Consider the following 19668-nt stretch of genomic DNA (forward strand, 5'->3'; position numbering starts at 1 on the left):
CTGACCATTCAGCGAGAATTCAAAGCTCTGTAGGCAAGTAGGATGATTGAAGCTAATAGTTACTCTATATCGAAAGCATACTGTGCAGCATAAAGGGCTTTGAAGCTCGCACTACGTGAGCCCCTCAGGCTTCCCACTTCTGCTTTGCATTGACTTAAAAGGGAATAACCATTTCCTCATCAATGCGCCTTGAATTGAAAAGCCTGAGGGCTCTGAATTGGTTAATTATTTAATGCAATTGGTATTACGTGGATAGGGAATTCTAAATGCTAAGGTGTAAGTCACCGGCAATACGATAAGTGTCAGTACCGAAGCGAAGCCTAAACCAAAGATGATGGTGATCGCCATGGAGCCGAAGAAGGCATCATTCAATAGCGGTAACATACCCAACATGGTCGTGATGGCCGCCATTAGCACGGGGCGTACGCGGCTGACCGATGAGTCGATGACCGCAAGGTAAGGCTCCTTGCCCTGACTCAGTTCAAGGTTGATCTGATCGACCAGTACGATACCGTTCTTGATAATCATACCCGTCAGACTCAACAGGCCGAGCAACGCCATAAAGCTAAACGGTGCATCGAATAGCAGTAATCCGGATACCACACCGATCAAGGATAGTGGCACGGTAAACCAGATAACCAGAGGCTGACGCACCGAGTTAAACAGCAGTACCGTGATTAAGAACATCGCCAGGTATCCCATAGGAATTGAGCTGAATACCGAGACCTGAGCCTCGCCGGCTGTTTCAAACTCTCCGCCCCACTCGAGTTCATAACCACTTGGAAGCTCGATGGCTTCAATATCGGCTCTGATTTTCCGAAATACCGAGTCGGCTGTCTCATCTGTGCCGTTGATCGGGTCGGCATACACTGCCAGCATACGCTTCCTGTCGCGGCGCATGATGAGCGGGTTTTCCCATTCGGTGGTGAACTCGGAAACCACTTGAGACGCCGGTACGAACAGATTGTTCTCTGAGCTCCAGACCTGCAGTTTCCACAAGCTGTCCGCATCTAAGCGTTCTTCGGCCGGTGCTCTGGCTATGATAGGCAAGAGATGGCTGTTTTCACGGTAGACACCCACCTGCTTACCACTGAAGTTAACTAATAAAGAGTTATCTAGATCTTGCTTACTGATCCCGGTCTCACGCGCCTGAGCCAGTGCCAGTTGTGGACGAATGAGGGTCACCTGATTACGCCAGCTATGCCTTACGCCTACGGCTGTCGGCTCTGCATCTAAGATAGTCTCTGCTTGGGTCGCTAGCTGGCGCAGTACTTTTGGATCTTCACCATAGAAGCGTGCCTCTATCTTAGCCGCAGGGCTTGGCCCATTTTCCATATATTTGAAGCGATATTCTGCTTCCGGATATTTGAGGCTCAGCTCCCGCTCCAGGGTTCGCATATATTGGTTGAGAGTGGTGAGGTCTGTCATCTCAATCAATAACTGACCGTAGGCGTTATAGCCTTTTTCCGGTGCGTAGGAGAGTACAAATCGCTGTGAACCTTGACCTATCACGCTGGTTAGATTGACCAGACCGATATCATGGACCTCCTGCTGTTGCATCAAGTCCTGTTCGATGCGCCCGAGCAGGTGCTCTGTTGCCTTGATGTCGGTGCCCTCAGGCATCCACACATCGACAAAGAACATAGGTGTATTAGAGGCTGGGAAGAAGACATTTTTTACATGTCCGAAGCCCATTACCGAGGAGAACAGAGCGGCGACAACGATAAGTATGGTGATGGCGCGAAATCGCATCGCCAGGTTTAAGCAGCCACGGTATAACTGAAATACCCAGCCCTTGTAAGGGTCGTCATTTTCATCACTGCTGACTTCGCCATCTTTGAACATCAGGTGACAGAAGAACGGGGTCAGGGTCATGGCGGTGATCCAGCTGATAAACAAAGAGATCAGCAGCACCTGGAACAGGGAAACACAGAACTCGCCGGTTGCCGTGTCGGACAGGCCGATAGGTGCGAAGGCAAGGATAGCTATGACAGTAGCGCCAAGCAGTGGCCACTGAGTCTGTGACACCACCTCTTTGGCGGTTTCCAGTCGGGACTGACCTCGATTTATGCCGATAAGGATCCCTTCGGTAACCACGATGGCGTTATCCACTAACATACCCAGGGCTATGATCAGTGCTCCCAGCGAGATGATCTGTAGCTCGATATTGAGCACATTCATCATGATAAAGGTGCCTAATATGGTCAGTAGCAGTACCAGCCCCATCAGCAGACCCGCCCGCACTCCCATAAATATCAGCAGTACGCCGATCACGATGGCAATAGATTCTGCCAGGTTGACTAAGAAACCTGAGACAGTTTGGTCAACCATCTTGCTCTGGTCATAGACCGTAACAAGCTCCAGCCCGATAGGACGTTGATCATCAAGCTCGGCAAGCCTTTGGTTGATGGATGCACCTACATCGACCACGTTTACACCGCTTGAAAATGCAATACCCACAGATAGTGCGGCATCGCCATTGCCGTGATAGATCTCTGATGGTGTCTCGTCGTTATCTTTATAGATCTTAGCGATATCGCCAAGATAGATAAGCTTAGTGCTGCCAGGTGCACTGATAAGCAGACGTTCCATCTGTTGAACCTGATTAAACTCACCGGTTGGATGTATACGGATACGGTTATCGCCGACCCGGATGCTGCCTGCATTAGAGACGACGTTTTGGCTGTTGATTAGACCATAGATGTAGTCTTGGTCCAGACTTAAGGCGTTGAGCTTCTGCTGTGATATCTCGACAACTACCTGCTCGGTAATTTTACCGGCAATATTGACCTTTTTGACCCCATCGACAAGTACCAGTTCACGCCTTAGAAAGTCGGCGTAGTTTTGCAGTTCACGACTCGTGTAGCCATCACCTGTGATGTTGAGCAAGACGCCGTAGACATCACCGAAATCGTCGATGACAGTCGGTGTCATCGCGCCGGGGGGGAGCTCGCCCAGTTTGTCGTTGACCTTACGGCGAAGCTCATCCCATACCTGTGGCAGTTCTGTCGCATCGTAATGATCTTCTACCTCAACTTCAATCTGAGATAGACCTGCACTGTTCACCGAGGTGATATGTTTAACGGCATCGAGCTGTTGAATGGCATCTTCCAGAGCAAGAGTGACCTCCTCCTCTACCTGTTCGGGTGAGGCGCCCGGGTATGCAGTGACCACAAGCGCCTGCTTGAGGGTGAACTCAGGGAATTCGAGCTGACCTAGCCCAAAAAATGAGAAACTGCCCCCCACGAGCAGCAGTAGGGCAAACATCCAGCTAACAACTTTATGTTCGATTGAGTATTGAGCGAAATTCACAGGTTAAATCCTTGCAGGCGAAAGCGGTTTATTTAATTAATACCAATCGGTATAAGAAAGTGGTCAACTCAGAGTTATTTTTGGCTGCATAATTCAAGGCGAAAGAGTAGGGAATGGTGATCCCTTTTGAACTCATTCAACACAGAAGTAGGCTGCCAAAAACACTCCTAAAAGGCGAGTTTTAGCACTTGTGATACGGCGTTAACGAGCTTAAACGTAGAATAACTATGTTCCTCACTCGTTGTCTTGCTTCACAAGCGCTAAACTCTCGCTGAGTGACCACCCCTTTATACCGATTGGTATAAGAGCAGATGGAGGCAATACCGATAGGCATTACACCCCGCGTTGCCAGCGAAGTGGTTTAACGTTTTGTTCAGGCGAGAGGTATTGCACGCCAGCGACAACAAATTGATCGCCTAAGGTTAAGCCCTCTAAAATCTCGATGCCATCTGTTGTGACGCGGCCTAAGGTGACGATTTGAGGCATCACTTTGCCGGTATCGGCATGGTAGAGCCAGACGATATTCTGACCATCGAGATCACGCTTCATTACGGCACTTGCCGGAACAACGGTTTTGAGAAGTTCATTATCTGATGAGAGGTCTAACGTCAGCTCCGCGCTCATACCCGGAAGTACGTTAATTTGTGTAGGTCTCGGCAGTGTATACACCACTTCATAGCTCTGGGTGCCAGGAGTAACTTGGGTGGCGTGCTCTTTCAGGCTGACCTTGTAGCTTTGATCCGGCTGAGTACTGAAACGAACCTGAGGCTGAAATTTGGCATTCGGGTTAAATGTGATGGCTTGGCTTGCCATAGACTCGGGTACCTGAATGACCACATCGATATCATTACCTTTCTGTAAGACCAGAACAGACTGATTTGCCTGAACCATCTGGAAATTATCCATAGATATTTTAGCGATTGTGCCATCATAGGGAGCGATCAAACGGGTGTAGCTTAACTGGTCTCGGGCATTGGCAAGGGCCGCGGTGGCAGACTTTAGCTGAGCCTTAGCAAGATCGTGTTCTGCTGGAGAGATCAGCTGACGGCGCAGCAGTTCACCCTTACGCTTATAGTCAGCGGTGGCAAGCTCATGATCGGCTTCGCGATTAAGCAAGGTGTTGCGGGCATCTCTGTCATCCAGGCGCGCTAAACTTGTCCCTTTTTTGACTTGCTGACCTTCGACCAGGGTAAAGTCAATGAGCTGGCCAGATACTCTAAAGCTCAAGTCAGCCTGCTTTGTGGCGGCTATTTTTGCCGGGAAGTCACGGATAGAAGCGGCATTAACATCAGTAACCTCCAACAACTTCACCGGTCTTATCGGTTGCGGGGCAACCTCGGTAGACTCTGCGCTGCAGCCGACCATAATGGCTGTGGTTAGTACGATGATGAGTGTTTTCGATAGATGCTTCATAGAGCGAGGTTCCATATTTGCGACAGATTGTATCAATTGCGGCTAAGATAGCAGTATCTAATATTGAATAAAATGGGAATGTGTGGAATCATCGGTTCCATAAAATGAAACTATGTAAGCTTGATTGTAAAATCAAACCCTGTGCAAGATCCCTCCTGTTACTGATTTGGGCTATTGGTTTAGATTGTTCGTTTCGTATGAAGTGATAAGTGATAAGTGATAAGTGTTTGTGAAAGTCAGAGTTAGAGTGAGAGTGAGTTATGAAAACTGAAGATATTTCCCTGTTTCACCGCATCGTAGAAACAGGCAGCCTGGTAGATGCGGCAGACCTGTTGAATCTACCCAAATCGACCGTTAGCCGCCGTCTGCAAACTTTAGAAGACGACCTGAAGGTGAAACTGTTTCATCGCCAGAGCCGCTCCATGACATTAACGGCTTCGGGAAGTCACTTCTACGATAAGACCCAGTCAATTCTCGGTGATCTTGAGCAGACCATGGTGGAACTCACCGATACTGAGGCCGAGATTGGAGGCCACCTGCGTATCCTCATCTTCCCTGTGCCTCAGTTACAGGATATCGTTACTGGTATCTTTGAGTTTATGGATCACAACCCGGATCTCACCGTCGAGCTGATTGTCAGTACCGAGCCTCAGGATATGATCCGTAACAAAATCGATCTGGCCTTTATGGTTGAGGACGCATTTAACGAAAATGAGATGGTGGCAAGGGAGATGCTCAGTGAAGTGCTGCATTTTGTCGCCAGCCCTGAGTATTTGGCAAAGGCTGGCACGCCAGTTCTTCCGGAAGAACTTTCGAACCACAATTCAATCCTGTTTCGCTACCCTAATGGTCGGATCTTCAATGAAGTTCCGTTCGGTAATGATAGGACCATAGCGGTGAAAGGCAATTTGTGCCTCAATAGCATTGAGCTTTGTTTACAAGCGACCTTAAGTGGCCGCGGCATCGCCTTCCTGCCCATTGAGGCGACTCATGAGTATGTTGAGCGGGGTGAGCTGACTATGCTGTTTGAGGATGTAGAGCCCTATATCGGCAAGTGCTACCTGGTGTATCCCTCCAGACGCTTTATCAGCTTAGCGAGTCAGCGATTTATCGACCATATGATGGCCGCGCTTGAGCGTTGTAACTCAGGTAGAGGCTGCGGCAGAGAAGAGAGATTGCGGGGGGCAATCAAGTCTTGGCATGGATAAATATATGTTTATAACTCAAGGTTACTCCAGGCGCTTACTTCTGCATAAATAACACGACTATGTCATGCACAGGTTTGAGCCACTTACTTCTGCATAAATAACACGATTATGTCATGCACAGGTTTGAGCCACTTACTTCTGCATAAATACGACAACCACGGCATGAACTGGTTTTAAACTGGCGTTGCCGTACTGGTGGGGAAGGTGACCCTTAAAATAGGTGAGATTTCCCGCCTCTATCTCGAACATCTCTCCCTGAACCTCTAAAGTGGCAGTGCCCTCCAGACAGAGAAAGAGTTCATGGCTGCCTTCGGGATGGGGCACACCTTTGGTGTTGCAGCCGGGCATCATGATCACATCATTGATCTGCAGGTTTTGGGTGCTGATGGGGCTGGTGCGGGTACTGATAAACTTGCCGTCGTGTTGATGAGATACCGGCATATCCTTTCTTTCGACCTTAGTGACATGCACAGATTGTCTGCGGGTGATCAGGTCGTCGACCGTGACTCCAAGTGCCTGAGCGACCTTCATCACGACGCTGATACTGGGATTGCTGTTCGCCCCCTCCATATTGGCAAGAGTCGCTCGGGGGATCCCGGCCATCTCGGCCAGCTCTATTTGAGTCAGCTTATGCTGGGCACGCAGGCGCTTGATACCTTCGTTGATGGGGTTGGCCATGGTGATTCCTTATGTTTCAGGTTTTAGGTTTTAGGTTCGAGGCTCTAGGCTCTACCCTCGCAACTCGTGGCTAATACCTCGCAACTCATGCCCAATAGCCAAGATATCAACATCAACTAGAGTTGATTTCTAATATTAAAACATATTTCTTATAATTTAGCATTTTCACCCCGGCAAGGCTTGTTTAAGCCAGTATGGTGATGATATTTTAGCGGCAGTTTTTATATATCATCTTTTTGGAGTTATCCCATGAACGTAGATCAGCATTTGAAAGTAGCACAATGGCACATCGAACAGGCTCGTCTTCATGCAACAAGTGAGCACGCTTGTGGCTGTCCGGCTAACGATCACGATCAAAAAGCGATCGATGCCGTTGAAGCTAACCTAATTCTTGAAGAGAAGACTTGCTCTCTGTAAGTTGATTCTCTCTGCCGAAGCCTATTCGGCAAGTTGAAATATAAAACGCCTTACTCTCTGTAGTCAGGCGTTTTTTTATGCGTATAGCACTAAATTAGCGAGTTAATGTGCACTTGATTGTTGAACTCGGAGATAAAAATCGTTGAGGCTGCAACTAATACCTCTTCTGTGGGTCTAGATATGTAGCTAAATTTTATTGTAAGGTCTGAGTGTTCGCTTGTGATTCAACGTATCGTGCAACTACTTCTATTGATAGCCTTAGTTGGGCAGAATTTTATCTCTCCGGCTTTAGCGGTGCATGACCTGTTACATACAATTAAAACTACCGGGGAGGAAGTGCGACTTATATCTCCTGGTGCCTCTTCAGCTATCTCTTCAGTGAGTTCGTTCGACAGTTCAACGGCATTAAATCCAAGCTCGATAAACCAAGGCACGTCAGGCCTTAGTGCTTTTCAATGCGCAGAAGCGTGCACCATGTTGGCGAGCGGTCACTGTGTTAGCCACTGTGTGTCCCTGACCGGTATATTTATCGAGCCTTCATTAACAAAGTACCGTCCCGGCAGGAGTCCACAAAACAATGTGACACTCTGGTCTGCTCAAACCACAGATTCCTTACCGATTAAACGTCCCCCAATCGTTTAACTTCAATCTATATTCAGAGTTAGTCACTGTTTTTATAGTAAAAAGCAGTAAATCCAACTCTGAGTTTCAACCTGATTATCTACCCGTTTATCAAACAGGTATGTATCAATTTGCATAAAATTTGATTCATTTGTTCACTGATGATGTAAATTACCTTAAGCTGTATGTTAATCATTTGTGGTCAAAAGATTGGAGTTCTATATGAAGATGTTAACCAGCGTGACCTTATCTGCCCTACTCGTATTTGCTGCAGCACCTGTTTTTGCCGAGAAGCCCGATTTCTCAAAGACGAATGCGGCCAAGGCAAGTTATGATTTTTCTCAAAATAAACCTGCGTCAGGCAATCAATTACAACGAGCGTCAAGCCAACACGATTTTTCCAAAACTCTGGCTGCGACAAGCCAATATGATTTTTCAAAAAATCAGCCAGCTATACATAGCGAGCCTCAACCAACTACACAGCACGACTTCTCTAAAACTACAGCATTCTGAGAGGAGGGCTAATCGCTAATAGTTAGCCTCTAATAGTTAATAGATAGCCTTTATGTAAACACAGAGCGATAAGCTTGCAAGAGATGAAACAGCCAAGAGTCATGAACTCTTGGCTGTTTTTTATTGTCTGGACATCTTGTAATAGAGAGTTATGCCTGCTTCCCATGGGTCGATGATGTTCCAGACATCATTACGGCATTTCCTACATCCCTGTAGGTCATGGTTAACAATCTGCTTTGTGTCAGGAACACTTATGCCTGTTTTCCAGGGATGGATAGAAACAGGCGTTGTGTCCGGAACTCTAGGCTTGTTCAGCTTTATCCATTCCATGACCCAATCGATAAGAGTCTATGACCCCCACAAACCAGGCAAAGATAAATACCATGGTGGCGATATTAATCATACTTGCTTGAGAAGGAGGGGGGGCTTGCGTGATCAATGGGTAGATGACGCTGAGGTCCAGCGGTAGTTCACCGCTTAAAATTCTATCGGATATCTGATGGGCCCTTTCGACGGCCTGATTGAGCAGGTATAACAATCCACTGAGCATGGCGACCGAGATAAGTGTCCCCGTGGTGTATTGTTTCAGGTAAAAGTGACCGCCGCCGGGGCAGACAAAGGCCGAGATGAGTGCGGCCTTAATGGCTTTGTTCATGTTGTTACTCTTGTCTATAAGCTCTTGTCTATAAACTCTTAGCTATAAGCTTGCTCTTAAGTAATAAGCTGGATATGACCCCAAAGGTCGATCACTCCAGATCGATGCGGCGGATAGCCTGGGTTAAAAACGCTGCTCTTTCAATGAATTTTGTCTTGGCGGTAGCGTCCCTGGTGGCATCGAGCTGACTCTGCGCCCCCGATAACTCCTGAACCAGCCAGCCTCGAATCATCACATAATAACGCGAATCGGTGCCATATTGGGTAATGATTTTAAGTGAGTCCGGCTCATCGGGTGAGGCAATAGCCCGAGACAGTGCCTTAACCATGACGCCTATCTTATACTCTTCACTGTTACTCTTTTCTACCCCACTGCCTTTAACCCCATCACTTTTAATCCCACTTTCTTTAACGAGAGACACTTCGCTTAAAGGCTTATCATCTTCTGATTCAGCAGTCGATGTGAAGACGGGTTCTTGTGCCGACAGATAGGAGGTGATTGAGATACCCGCAAAGGCCTGTGATGGGAGCAGGCAAGTGAACGACAGGGTAAACGCGACTGCTGTTTTGGCTGAGGATCTCATCATTAGTCAGGTTCTCTATTTTCTCTCTTAACGGGAGGGGAAAATGTTTAAGTAGAGAAACAATGTAACTCACTGTTTGAGCCGCTGACAAGCTTTATGGAGGGGAGGGAGTGGCCACTAACTAAGCTACAGGTATAGTTAGTGGTAACTAACTATACCTGCTGGCATAGGAATAATATGGCCACTAACAGATGAAATGGTGTAAAAGGCCGATGAACACTAAACCGACTAGTTGTTTTTCGCGCCTTCATCGATCCACTGTTTAATGGTCGTTATCTGATCGCTGCTCAATGGCTCACCTTGTCCCTGAGGGTATTTATCATCATGGTGCGGCGGCATCTGAATCTTAGTGTCTACCTTATGATCTATCACCAGATAAAGCGTGCTGGAGGCGGCGCTTCCAGGAACGACGACAGCACCGAGCCGGGTTCCCTGCATCAGCTGAGCATAGTTAGTGAGCTTCAACTCGGTTTGTTGCGTGCCCTCGCCGGAACCGGAGTGGCAGCTAACACATGAGGCCTGCAATATCGGCATAACCTGACTATCAAAACTGACGGCGCGTTCGCAACCGGTTAACAGCACCGGCAGGATAAGTGCGGATACGACTCCGCATTTCTTAATTAACATTTTCGCCTCCTGTACTCATACCAATTCCGTAAAATCACAGACAGCTATTGTGATGAACTAAGAACTCTATCTATCAGTATAGTTGGCGATATCTGTATTTTCTGTTTAGCTTAACAATTGCCTGTAATGCGCAGTGGCAATGAGAAATTGAGTGGCAAGAGAAGGTTACAGAGAAGGTTTGAGCTCCCGAGGTTCTAGGTTCTAGGAGCTAGCCGCTCCTCGACTCCTCGCCCCTCAAGGCTATTCCGGTGTGACGATAATCCCTAATGGACTCAGCAGTTGTTCCTGTTGCCATTGGTTTATCATGACTCCCTCGAGTTTTACATTACGGGGATCCAGCCCCTCCAGTTCAACCCGGCATAGATTACAGCCCTCGAGTTCGAAGGTGCCCCATTGGGATGATGAAAATTCGCCGCCACTGAGATCTGAGCCCTTCATAGATGCACCGATAAGCGTGGCGCCATGCCAGCGGTTGTCCATCAGCTCACACTTTTCCAGCAAGGCGCTCTCGAGGTTGGCATAGGCCAGATTACAGGCGGTGATATAGGCGGAGCAGAAGAAGGTCTTGTGAGTGATGTGATTGGCAAAGCTGGCTCTACCGAAGTCGGCGCCTTGCAGGTTGCACTCTCTAAACTCGATGCCGAAGCATTTGGCGCCGGTGAAAAGCGCCATGCTCAAGTTGCAGTGCTTGAAACTCGCATTGGTTAAGGTGGCGTAGTTGAAATGACAGGCTTGGCTTTCGCCCTGCTCGATAAACTTGCAGTTGATGAAGCTGGCATCGGTGAGATCGGCGCGGCTGAAGTCACAGCGGTAAAACTCGCAGCGCTCAAAAATCGCATCCTGCAGATCGTCTTCACGAAAATTGCTATCGATGAAAGTTTGGTTTGTAGCCTGCATGGTGTTCCTATCCTGTTAGAAGCCGCTGAGGGCTACTCTTTATTTTATAAGACGCTGAGGCTACTTACTTTCTACGTCTGGCTGAGGGCTCTTTTCGGGTTCAGAGACCTTAGTTGCCAGAATATAGCAGGCGATCCCCATGATAGTGTTCGTGATCGGTAGTGCCAATAGTAAGCCTTTCACTCCACCTAAATAGGAGCCCAATGCGGCTAACGGCAACATGATCAGAAACAGTCGACACACATTGAGAACAAGCGAACACATGGGCCTGTGATAGGCGTTGAGTGAGGTTGCCATCAGAATAACGATGCCGAGCGGACCATAGGCGGCCGGTAGCATTAAGATGTAGAAGGTTAACCACTCTATGACTTGTGGATCACTACTGAAAATATGCGCGATGGGCTCGGCAAAAAACCATAACGGCAGGTACAGCAAGGTTTGAAATACCAGCACAAACCTTAGCGATAGCAGCAGCGCTTCACGGGCGCGTTCGGTCTGCCCGGCTCCCAGGTTTTGTGCGATAAAGGGCACCAGACTAGAAGAGAGCGCCATCACGACGATCAAGAGTACCGATTCCAGCCTTGTACCGGCACCGAAGGCGGCAACGGCACCATGATCGATACGAGCCAGCATGGCCATGATCATGGCATTAGCCAGTGGGTTTAACAGGTTCATCAAGGCCGCAGGCTGAGCGATATGAGCCAACTGCTTCCAGTTACACCTGAGTCTGCTCAAATTAAGTGCTGCAAACTCCACCAGGTGGCGCTTGAATATCAAGAGGTAACTTGACAGCGACAGGGCGACGACCCAGGAGATCACGCTGGCAATGGCCGCGCCTTGGATCTCTAAGCGCGGGAAGGGTCCGATCCCGAAGATCAGTAAGGGGTCTAAAATTAGGTTTATCAGTGCTGCCAGCATCATGATCTGCGCCGGAGAGTGGGTATCACCGGTGGCACGCAGCCCCTGATTCCCTACCATGAGTAGCACTAAGATAGGGGCGCCCAGATACCAAATAAGCATGTAATCGTAGATCAAAGGCAAGCTGGCTTCATTGGCGCCAAGCAGAGTGAACAGCGGGCCGATACACAGGCTACCTAGCAGGGAGATTAATGCAGTTAAAAAGAAGGTAAGCAGCAGTGAGTCATGCAAAAATACCTTAGCTTTCGGTGCTTGTCCGCTGCCGATAAGCCGGCCTAAATTAGTCGATACCCCGGCACCTATGCCTATGGCTATGCTGGATATAACTAAGGTTACCGGGAAAGTAAAACTGATCGCAGCCAGTGATTCTGTACCTAATTGGCTGATAAAAAAGGTGTCGACGAGGCTGAACCCCAGAACGGTTAAGATACCAATCAGGTTTGGGAGGCTCATATTTAGCAGTACACGACCAATTGGCTGTGTAAGCAGCCCGTGTCTGTCTTTCATGGGGAAGTCTTGCCTAGTCTACAGAAGGAGGGCAATTCTATCAGGATTGAGTCTGCTTTTATAAACCGGAGTTAAAAAAAATGACATTTTTTTTGTAAAGGCCTTGGAACTGGGCCCTATAACCCCCATATATCGAACATCAAGCGATAATAATTTCAGTGTAAATTGTTGTCGAACTTAATAAAAATGCCAACCTTTGTTGGGCTAAAAAATCATTAGGAGCATCCATAGATGAATATTCGTCCATTACATGACCGCGTTATCGTTAAGCGTTCTGAAGTTGAATCAAAGTCAGCTGGTGGCATCGTACTTACAGGTAGTGCAGCCGAGCAGTCATCACGCGGTGAAGTTCTTGCAGTAGGCAATGGCCGAATTCTTGAAAATGGTTCTGTACAGCCACTTGACGTTAAAGTGGGTGACATCGTTATCTTCAACGAAGGTTACGGCGTGAAGAAAGAAAAAATTGATGGTGAAGAAGTTCTGATCCTTTCAGAATCTGATCTAATGGCTGTAGTGAGCTAAATCACTTCGTTTAGACATTTTTCCAATGCCTATGGTTTCGATAAACCATAGGTAATTAAAAAGAATTTAAAGGACAATTAAAGATGGCAGCTAAAGAAGTATTATTTGGTAACGATGCACGCGTAAAAATGCTTGCAGGCGTTAACGTACTGGCAAACGCGGTTAAAGTAACTTTAGGCCCAAAGGGTCGTAACGTAGTACTGGACAAGAGCTTCGGTGCTCCGCTTATCACTAAAGATGGTGTGTCAGTGGCCAAAGAGATCGAACTTGAAGACAAGTTTGAAAACATGGGCGCACAGATGGTTAAAGAAGTTGCTTCTAAAGCCAATGATGCAGCCGGTGACGGTACGACTACCGCTACCGTTCTTGCACAATCTATCGTTACTGAAGGTCTTAAAGCCGTTGCCGCTGGCATGAACCCAATGGATCTTAAACGCGGTATCGATAAGGCAGTTATTGCTGCTGTTGCCGAGCTAAAGACACTTTCTCAAGAGTGTGCAGACACTAACGCTATCGCTCAGGTTGGTACTATTTCGGCTAACTCTGATGAAACTATCGGTGAAATCATCGCAACAGCGATGGAAAAAGTCGGTAAAGAGGGTGTGATCACCGTTGAAGAAGGTCAGGCACTGGAAAACGAGCTGGATGTAGTTGAAGGTATGCAGTTTGACCGCGGTTACCTCTCTCCATACTTCATCAACAAGCCAGAAACCGGCAGTGTTGAACTGGAAAGCCCGTTCATCCTGCTTGTTGACAAGAAAGTATCAAACATCCGTGAACTACTACCTATCCTTGAAGGTCTGGCTAAAACCGGTAAGCCACTGCTTATCGTTGCCGAAGACGTTGAAGGCGAAGCACTAGCGACATTGGTTGTGAACAACATGCGTGGCATCGTTAAAGTTGCTGCGGTTAAAGCTCCAGGTTTCGGTGACCGTCGTAAGGCTATGCTACAAGATATCGCCATCTTGACCGGCGGTACTGTTATCGCCGAAGAGATTGGTCTTGAGCTTGAGAAAGCGACACTGGAAGACTTAGGTACAGCTAAGCGCGTTATCATCACTAAAGATGACACCACTATCATCGACGGTACCGGTGAGCAAGATCAGATCAAAGCACGTGTTGCACAGATCAAGATCCAGGCTGAAGAATCAACGTCAGATTATGACAAAGAGAAGCTTCAAGAGCGTATGGCTAAACTTGCTGGCGGCGTAGCTGTTATCAAGGTTGGCGCAGCCACAGAAGTTGAGATGAAAGAGAAGAAAGCTCGCGTAGAAGATGCACTACACGCGACCCGCGCCGCTGTTGAAGAGGGTGTGGTAGCCGGTGGTGGTGTTGCTCTGGTACGTGTTGCCAGCAAAATCGCCGAAGTTGAAGTGATCAACGAAGACCAGAAGCACGGTGTGGTTATCGCACTACGCGCTATGGAAGCACCACTTCGTCAAATCGCAGCTAACGCGGGTGAAGAGGGTTCAGTTGTTGCTAACAACGTGAAGAACGGCTCTGGTAACTACGGTTACAACGCGGGTAACGATACATACGGTGACATGCTTGAGATGGGTATCCTTGACCCAACTAAGGTAACCCGTAGCGCGCTACAGTTCGCAGCGTCTATCGCTGGTCTTATGATCACAACCGAAGCAATGGTTGGCGAAGTGAAAGAAGATGCTCCTGCTGGTGATATGGGCGGCATGGGTGGAATGGGTGGTATGGGCGGTATGGGCGGCATGATGTGATCTAACTGGTCTAAATCGGTGATAACTGCGTTGCTTCACCACTCGTTTAAGAAACACTAAACGTCGTGGTAAAGCGCCTTGTTCTAACCCGATTTATCCTACGTTAGATACTTTGCTGGTCTAAAGCTTAAAAGCCTAAGCCAAACGAATAAAAGCCCCGATACTTAACAGTATCGGGGCTTTTTTGTACATGGACTTCTTGCAAAAAAGAGTTATCCCCGCAGTATATGGATGTACTTGGAGGGGGTTTGTGTCTGGAGTATAAGCTCCAGCATATTCGCAGCCTTAATGTAGGAACGGCTTTAGCCGCGAAGCTCTTCTTCCAGCGGGAATACCGTCATTCCAGGGATGCTTTTAGCCGGCATCTAGTGACTTTGAGGCTAATGGGTTTTGCCCCTTTTATCCGAAGTACTACTTCCTGTTATTCTTTACTTCCTCAAAAAATGCCGCTAAATCTTCGATGTCTTGTTTTAATTCATCAATGTCAGGCATAGGTACTACACCAGCATTAGCTGGATTATCGTGGGCATCAAGGAAACCGCAACACTTGTCATAGATGCTGGTAATAAAAGTAATTTCTGACTCGCTAACTTTTAACAGCTTAGCGATCATCGTTGCTCTAACATCTCTACTGAACCGTTGGACAATATCACCAATCAACCACTCTTCAATGAGTCGTTCTAACGTAGTTCGCAACTTTCCATAAACGTATCTAGCTTTCTCTTTATAGTCTTCCTCTATGAAGTTCTCAAAATCTTTACAGTACCTTCTTACGTCAACAACTTGTTGACGTAAGAACTTTATTCGGTCTTTTGTGGACATTGCATCCCATGGTAAACGACCGACAGGGAAACCAGAATATGGGCCTCTTTGGGCAATATGCAATAAGTTAAACGAAGTCTCTTTTGCTGCTTCTCTCAACATGACTAGAAATGGTAAATCGTGCGTCAGCACAATTACCTGACGGTGCAGTGATTCTACGGCTATTCGTTTTGCAAACAACCTGCGCCATTTGTGGTCTAGTGAGTTTACTGGGTCATCAAAGATAATTGCTGACTTACGATTATCAATTGTTAACTCGGACATAAAGCCTGCCAAAGCAATACATTTTTGCTCACCTTCACTGGCTATATCTGAGATCTTTGTAGAGGTTATATTCGAAATAGCTAACTTCAACTTCTGCTCTCCTGCAGAACCACGAGTCTTAGTTTCGACAGGAAAAGCTTTAAAGCCTAGTGCTGATAATTCGCTTTCAAACATACCTTTTAACTGACCGATTCCACCTGCATTGCTCAACACTGATGTAAACGAAGTAACTCTCGTGAGTACAACGCTACCCAGAGCATTTTGAAACCTCTGAAAAGTGTAAAGTCTATTGATCTCATTTAAGACGGATTGTTTCTGTTGGCGTATTGTTTGTCTATCTTGTAATTCCAACAGTCTTGAGTTCTTTTCTGCAAGCGATCTAGCTAATGAGCCATCATCGGCTACGCTTTCAATCTTAGCTTGGAGAGAGTCCAACTGCGCTTTCAACCAGTTAGGTACATTAAGAATTAACGGCGGTTGGATAAAACATGGAGTGGCAGAAAGAACAGCCTGTTTGCGATTGGTTAGTTGCTCCATCAAAACATCTAATGCGATTTTTACTTCAGGCTTTACGGCTTCGATTTCAGTTAGGATTCCAGTAAAGTGTGATAAATCGAAAGACAGGTTTTCAATAAACTGAATACGAGCTTGATATGCTTGGGTAGCCTTTTGAGCTTCAACTTGAGACTGATCTTGTATGTAATTGTGGAATGTCTTCATACGTTCAGCTGTATCAGTATCTATAACCTGTAAACAAGTCGGGCAATTCTCACCAGCAACTGGAGGGAAGGAACCATTTTGACTAGTTATAAAACCCTCAACATGCCTCCACATCTCTTTCCAAACCTCAGTGCCAATTTCACCAATAGGTAAACCAGTGAGAGTTGTTTGTCTTATGGCTTCGGCTGCTGCAACTTTAGAAATTTTCTCATCATACAATCGTCCAATTTTGCTTAAGTTGTCATCACTAAGTTGGAAGATTAAATTGATAATAAACTTATATAAAGGCTCTCGGTGACCGTACCTGCCAGCTAACTCCTTTTTCAATTGTTCAGGTGTTTTGCCTGTTAACTCGACAATTTCTAGCTTCAAGGGTTCTATTTGATCTATTTCTTCATCTGTTGCGCAGTGAAAATCTAATGTTCTGGTTGATTCTGCAATCGGTAAATTGTTTAGTGACTGAATGAATCCGTTAACTTTAGTCGAAGGGTTATATCCAAATATTGGATGCGGTGCAGAATGATGCTTCTGTTCACCTAAAAGTCTTCTTTTCACCTCCAAACAAACACTCACTAATTCATCAAGTAATTTAAGTTCTGCTGGCTTGTACTCAATGCTATCTTCTTTGGATATGTAATGTACTGCTGACTTAGAATCGAAAATACGAATGGACTTTAACTCTGGGCTATCTTCACCATCCTTTTCCCAAACATAAGGGGTAGGCTCCCCACCTGCAGAACTAAAATTCAGAGTGGCTTGTGGTTTTTCCGTTGATGGTTTGAAAACATTCGTAAGGATATTAGGCACATCACCACGTGTTAAACATGCACTTTTTAGGATTTTTGCATAGCTAGACTTGCCTGCGCCATTGTCGCCATAGACGACTGTTAAACCATTAGGGTCGAAGTTTAGGCTTTGGTCTGGTACAAGGGATGAAACGTTCCGAACCATACCGAGGGAAAGTAGATTTATAGGAAGCTCTTCAACATCAAACCCTTGGTAAGCCCCTAGTTATCTAGACACTTTCTAGTTTCTCAAAATACTGCTTTTCGAACTTCATCGGAGACAGTCCGTTATTACTACCATGATGTCGAACTGGATTATAGAAATATTCTATATAGTTAAATATTTCAGAGCGTGCTTCGTCTCTGGTTTTGTAGACTTTTCGCTTAACTCTATCCTTCTTTAGGAGTGAGAAAAAGCTCTCTGCAACAGCGTTATCATGACAGTTTCCTCTGCGGCTCATACTTGCTTCAAGGTTGTGTTCTTTAAGAAAACTACGCCAGTCTGAACAGGTATATTGCACACCTTGATCGGAATGTATCAGTACCTTTTCGGTCGGAGAACGTCGCCATATCGCCATCAATAGCGCGTCAATAACCAAGTCCGCCTTAGGTGTGCTTTTCATCGTCCAACCGACAACTTGTCGTGAGAATAGGTCGATCACAACAGTTAGATACAACCAACCTTCATGGGTGCGGATATAAGTAAAATCGGTCACCCAAACTTTGTTAGGCTTAGCGACATCAAAGCCACGATTTAGCGTGTTTGGTGCTGTATGGCTAACATCGCCACCACCAAAGCTTGGATTACGCTTATAGCCTCGTACAGCCTTAATCTGAGCAGCTTTCATAATGCGATGCACACGATTTTTACCAACCGATTCACCGTCATCCTTGAGGTCCAATGTAATATTTCGATAACCATACACACAGCCACTCTCCAGCCAAAATTGCTTAATCTTACCTAGCAATCTTTTATCTTCAGCTTCTCGGTTACTCAAAGGCTCCTTTAGCCACGCATAGAAGCCACTGTGGTGAACATCAAGTATTCGACACAGGGTTCTGACAGGATATTGCTTGAGCCTGGACTTTATGAACGTGTACTTTTCTTTGACTCGCTTGCAAAGTACACGGCGGCCTCCTTTAGGATATTTCTCTCTTCGGTTACCCGACGTAGTTCCGCTTTCAGTTTACGTATTTCGTCTTGCTGATTATCAATGGTGATGTGTTGCTTTTCTGGCTTATCAAACTTGTTAATCCAGTTGTGCAAACTTTTGGGAGTGACGCCTAATCTTTCTGCCACATCGGCGATCTGGTGACCACGCTCTGTGACCTGTTTAACTGCTTCGATTTTGAACTCGTCGGGATATCGTTTTCCGCGCATGTAACACCTCATATTTTTGGTCCATTATAACTCTATGAAGTGTCTACTGTTCTAGGGGCTTACCACCTGTAACAGCTACTGGTGATATGTTTGATGGATAGATCTCATCTTTTTGTAAAAGCCCAAACTCCATCTTTGCAAGGTTATATAAGACATCAACAAGTTCAGATTTGATCTCTCCATGGCCTAAAGCTATGCGTATAGCGTGACGCCACCAAAGCGGTTTGCCATCCTGATTTACCCATTCGACGACCTTTGCAACTTGTGACATAACAATATCCTATTTTAATAAATGGATTCAGAGTAAGCTTTTCCCCTGCCCCTTTTTGTCGTTAATGCCCGCAGTGCTGTCTTTCACATGGGATGCCGTCGCTATCGCCATCCATTTTGGTGCCGGGGCAGTTTCTTTGGTAGTACTTGGCTTCGGCGCATGAGCGCATTTGGCTGCAGTGTTGTTTTCCGGCTTCACAGCGGAATGTCTCTTTGGGCTGAGTCCATTTTATTTGTTCTGTGGCTGGCTGCTGGGAAAGTTCGTTAGTGACCTTTACTGGTGTGTTTGATTGAGCAGTTAACGCTTCATATCTTTTAAAGCCGAAGATCCCTAGTGCGAGTATGACGACTAGTGGTATGAGCATGACACTGGATGATTTAGATTGGCGGCTGTGTCTGTTGTGGCTCTTACTATTGTGACTGTTACTAGTATGACTATAGCTATTATGACTGCTTCTATGATGGCTAGTGGGCGCAGAGCGTTTGGACGTTGAGGCGACAACTGCAACGCCTTCGATGCTGGCCTTGATGGCTTTAACTTTGCCGTCAGCTTGTTGCTCAGTCAGGTACTGAATAGCATCGCCGACCATAGGCTTTCTTGCCATATGCTTTAGGGCTGAGATGTGGATAAACACATCTTTACCATTACCTGCTTCAGGCTTAATAAAGCCAAAGCCTTTTTCGTCGTTCCATCGAACTAATGTGCCCCTTTCCATGGCTGGTACCTTCCTTCGTTTTTGTCTGCCTTTATGCTATCTCAGTTTATTGCTCGAAGCTTTGATTTTGCTCGACATTCTTAGATTTAATATTCATGAAAAACTG

Annotated in this window: 18 protein-coding genes; 6 read left to right on the top strand and 12 right to left on the bottom strand. The window is 46.5% G+C overall.

All coding sequences use genetic code 11. The annotated features are described in order from the left end of the window. Window positions 1-225 precede the first annotated feature (225 nt). Together SSED_RS03260 and SSED_RS03265 are read right to left on the bottom strand one after the other, a co-directional pair. On the bottom strand, window positions 226-3312 hold the full coding sequence (locus SSED_RS03260; protein ID WP_012140978.1) for an efflux RND transporter permease subunit: 3087 nt from the start codon (window positions 3310-3312) through the stop codon (window positions 226-228). A 333-nt stretch (window positions 3313-3645) separates the two neighbouring features. Next, window positions 3646-4725, bottom strand: coding sequence for an efflux RND transporter periplasmic adaptor subunit (locus SSED_RS03265; RefSeq protein ID WP_041421520.1), 1080 nt, complete (start codon window positions 4723-4725; stop codon window positions 3646-3648). Between the two features lie 260 nt (window positions 4726-4985). Between SSED_RS03265 and SSED_RS03270 the strand changes: the two genes are divergently transcribed. Beyond that, entirely contained in the window at window positions 4986-5933 is a 948-nt protein-coding gene (locus tag SSED_RS03270) for a LysR family transcriptional regulator (protein ID WP_012140980.1), read from the top strand. 132 nt (window positions 5934-6065) lie between these two features. Here SSED_RS03270 and SSED_RS03275 read toward each other — a convergent pair whose 3' ends face one another. Beyond that, entirely contained in the window at window positions 6066-6611 is a 546-nt protein-coding gene (locus SSED_RS03275; RefSeq protein ID WP_012140981.1) for a helix-turn-helix domain-containing protein, read from the bottom strand. Between the two features lie 249 nt (window positions 6612-6860). Between SSED_RS03275 and SSED_RS24775 the strand changes: the two genes are divergently transcribed. The 3 genes from SSED_RS24775 to SSED_RS03280 all read left to right on the top strand — a co-directional run bounded on the left by SSED_RS24775 (window position 6861) and on the right by SSED_RS03280 (window position 8162). Beyond that, window positions 6861-7028: a hypothetical protein gene (locus tag SSED_RS24775; RefSeq protein WP_012140982.1), complete on the top strand. Its 168-nt coding sequence runs from the start codon at window positions 6861-6863 to the stop codon at window positions 7026-7028. 219 nt (window positions 7029-7247) lie between these two features. Next, window positions 7248-7670, top strand: coding sequence for a hypothetical protein (locus SSED_RS24545; RefSeq protein WP_012140983.1), 423 nt, complete (start codon window positions 7248-7250; stop codon window positions 7668-7670). A gap of 201 nt (window positions 7671-7871) precedes the next feature. After that, window positions 7872-8162, top strand: coding sequence for a hypothetical protein (locus SSED_RS03280; RefSeq protein WP_041421521.1), 291 nt, complete (start codon window positions 7872-7874; stop codon window positions 8160-8162). A gap of 301 nt (window positions 8163-8463) precedes the next feature. Here SSED_RS03280 and SSED_RS03285 read toward each other — a convergent pair whose 3' ends face one another. The 5 genes from SSED_RS03285 to SSED_RS03305 all read right to left on the bottom strand — a co-directional run bounded on the left by SSED_RS03285 (window position 8464) and on the right by SSED_RS03305 (window position 12349). Further along, the gene (locus SSED_RS03285) at window positions 8464-8817 is read right to left on the bottom strand and encodes a hypothetical protein (RefSeq protein WP_012140985.1); all 354 of its coding nucleotides are present in this window, start codon (window positions 8815-8817) and stop codon (window positions 8464-8466) included. A 91-nt stretch (window positions 8818-8908) separates the two neighbouring features. Next, window positions 8909-9403 (bottom strand): hypothetical protein, encoded by a 495-nt coding sequence (locus SSED_RS23580; protein WP_012140986.1) that lies wholly within the window; start codon window positions 9401-9403, stop codon window positions 8909-8911. A gap of 225 nt (window positions 9404-9628) precedes the next feature. Next, on the bottom strand, window positions 9629-10027 hold the full coding sequence (locus SSED_RS03295; RefSeq protein WP_012140987.1) for a c-type cytochrome domain-containing protein: 399 nt from the start codon (window positions 10025-10027) through the stop codon (window positions 9629-9631). A 240-nt stretch (window positions 10028-10267) separates the two neighbouring features. Next, window positions 10268-10924: a Qnr family pentapeptide repeat protein gene (locus SSED_RS03300; RefSeq protein WP_012140988.1), complete on the bottom strand. Its 657-nt coding sequence runs from the start codon at window positions 10922-10924 to the stop codon at window positions 10268-10270. A 60-nt stretch (window positions 10925-10984) separates the two neighbouring features. Further along, a complete protein-coding gene (locus tag SSED_RS03305) occupies window positions 10985-12349 on the bottom strand; it encodes an MATE family efflux transporter (RefSeq protein ID WP_012140989.1) in 1365 nt (454 codons plus the stop codon). Window positions 12350-12580: 231 nt separating this feature from the next. Here SSED_RS03305 and SSED_RS03310 point away from each other — a divergent pair, with 231 nt between their 5' ends. Then, the gene (locus SSED_RS03310; protein ID WP_012140990.1) at window positions 12581-12871 is read left to right on the top strand and encodes a co-chaperone GroES; all 291 of its coding nucleotides are present in this window, start codon (window positions 12581-12583) and stop codon (window positions 12869-12871) included. Between the two features lie 83 nt (window positions 12872-12954). After that, window positions 12955-14604 carry a chaperonin GroEL gene (gene groL / locus SSED_RS03315; protein WP_012140991.1) on the top strand — a complete coding sequence of 550 codons (1650 nt, stop codon included), beginning with the start codon at window positions 12955-12957 and terminating at the stop codon, window positions 14602-14604. 411 nt (window positions 14605-15015) lie between these two features. Here the strand turns inward: groL and SSED_RS03320 are convergent, their stop codons facing one another. The 4 genes from SSED_RS03320 to SSED_RS03340 form a co-directional block, all read right to left on the bottom strand. Then, window positions 15016-17361 carry an AAA family ATPase gene (locus tag SSED_RS03320; protein WP_012140992.1) on the bottom strand — a complete coding sequence of 782 codons (2346 nt, stop codon included), beginning with the start codon at window positions 17359-17361 and terminating at the stop codon, window positions 15016-15018. 64 nt (window positions 17362-17425) lie between these two features. Further along, window positions 17426-18576 (bottom strand): IS3 family transposase gene (locus SSED_RS03325; RefSeq protein ID WP_086022444.1). Its coding sequence is split into 2 segments (ribosomal slippage): window positions 17426-18339 and window positions 18339-18576, totalling 1152 coding nucleotides; the frame shifts between segments, so codons are not numbered across the junction. A 43-nt stretch (window positions 18577-18619) separates the two neighbouring features. Continuing rightward, complete coding sequence (locus tag SSED_RS03335; protein ID WP_012140995.1) at window positions 18620-18847, bottom strand: hypothetical protein; 228 nt, start codon at window positions 18845-18847, stop codon at window positions 18620-18622. Window positions 18848-18908: 61 nt separating this feature from the next. Further along, a complete protein-coding gene (locus SSED_RS03340; protein ID WP_012140996.1) occupies window positions 18909-19562 on the bottom strand; it encodes an excalibur calcium-binding domain-containing protein in 654 nt (217 codons plus the stop codon). Between the last annotated feature and the right edge of the window lie 106 nt (window positions 19563-19668).

Origin of the sequence: Shewanella sediminis HAW-EB3, from assembly GCF_000018025.1 — a bacterium.
Taxonomy (GTDB): Bacteria; Pseudomonadota; Gammaproteobacteria; order Enterobacterales; family Shewanellaceae; genus Shewanella; species Shewanella sediminis.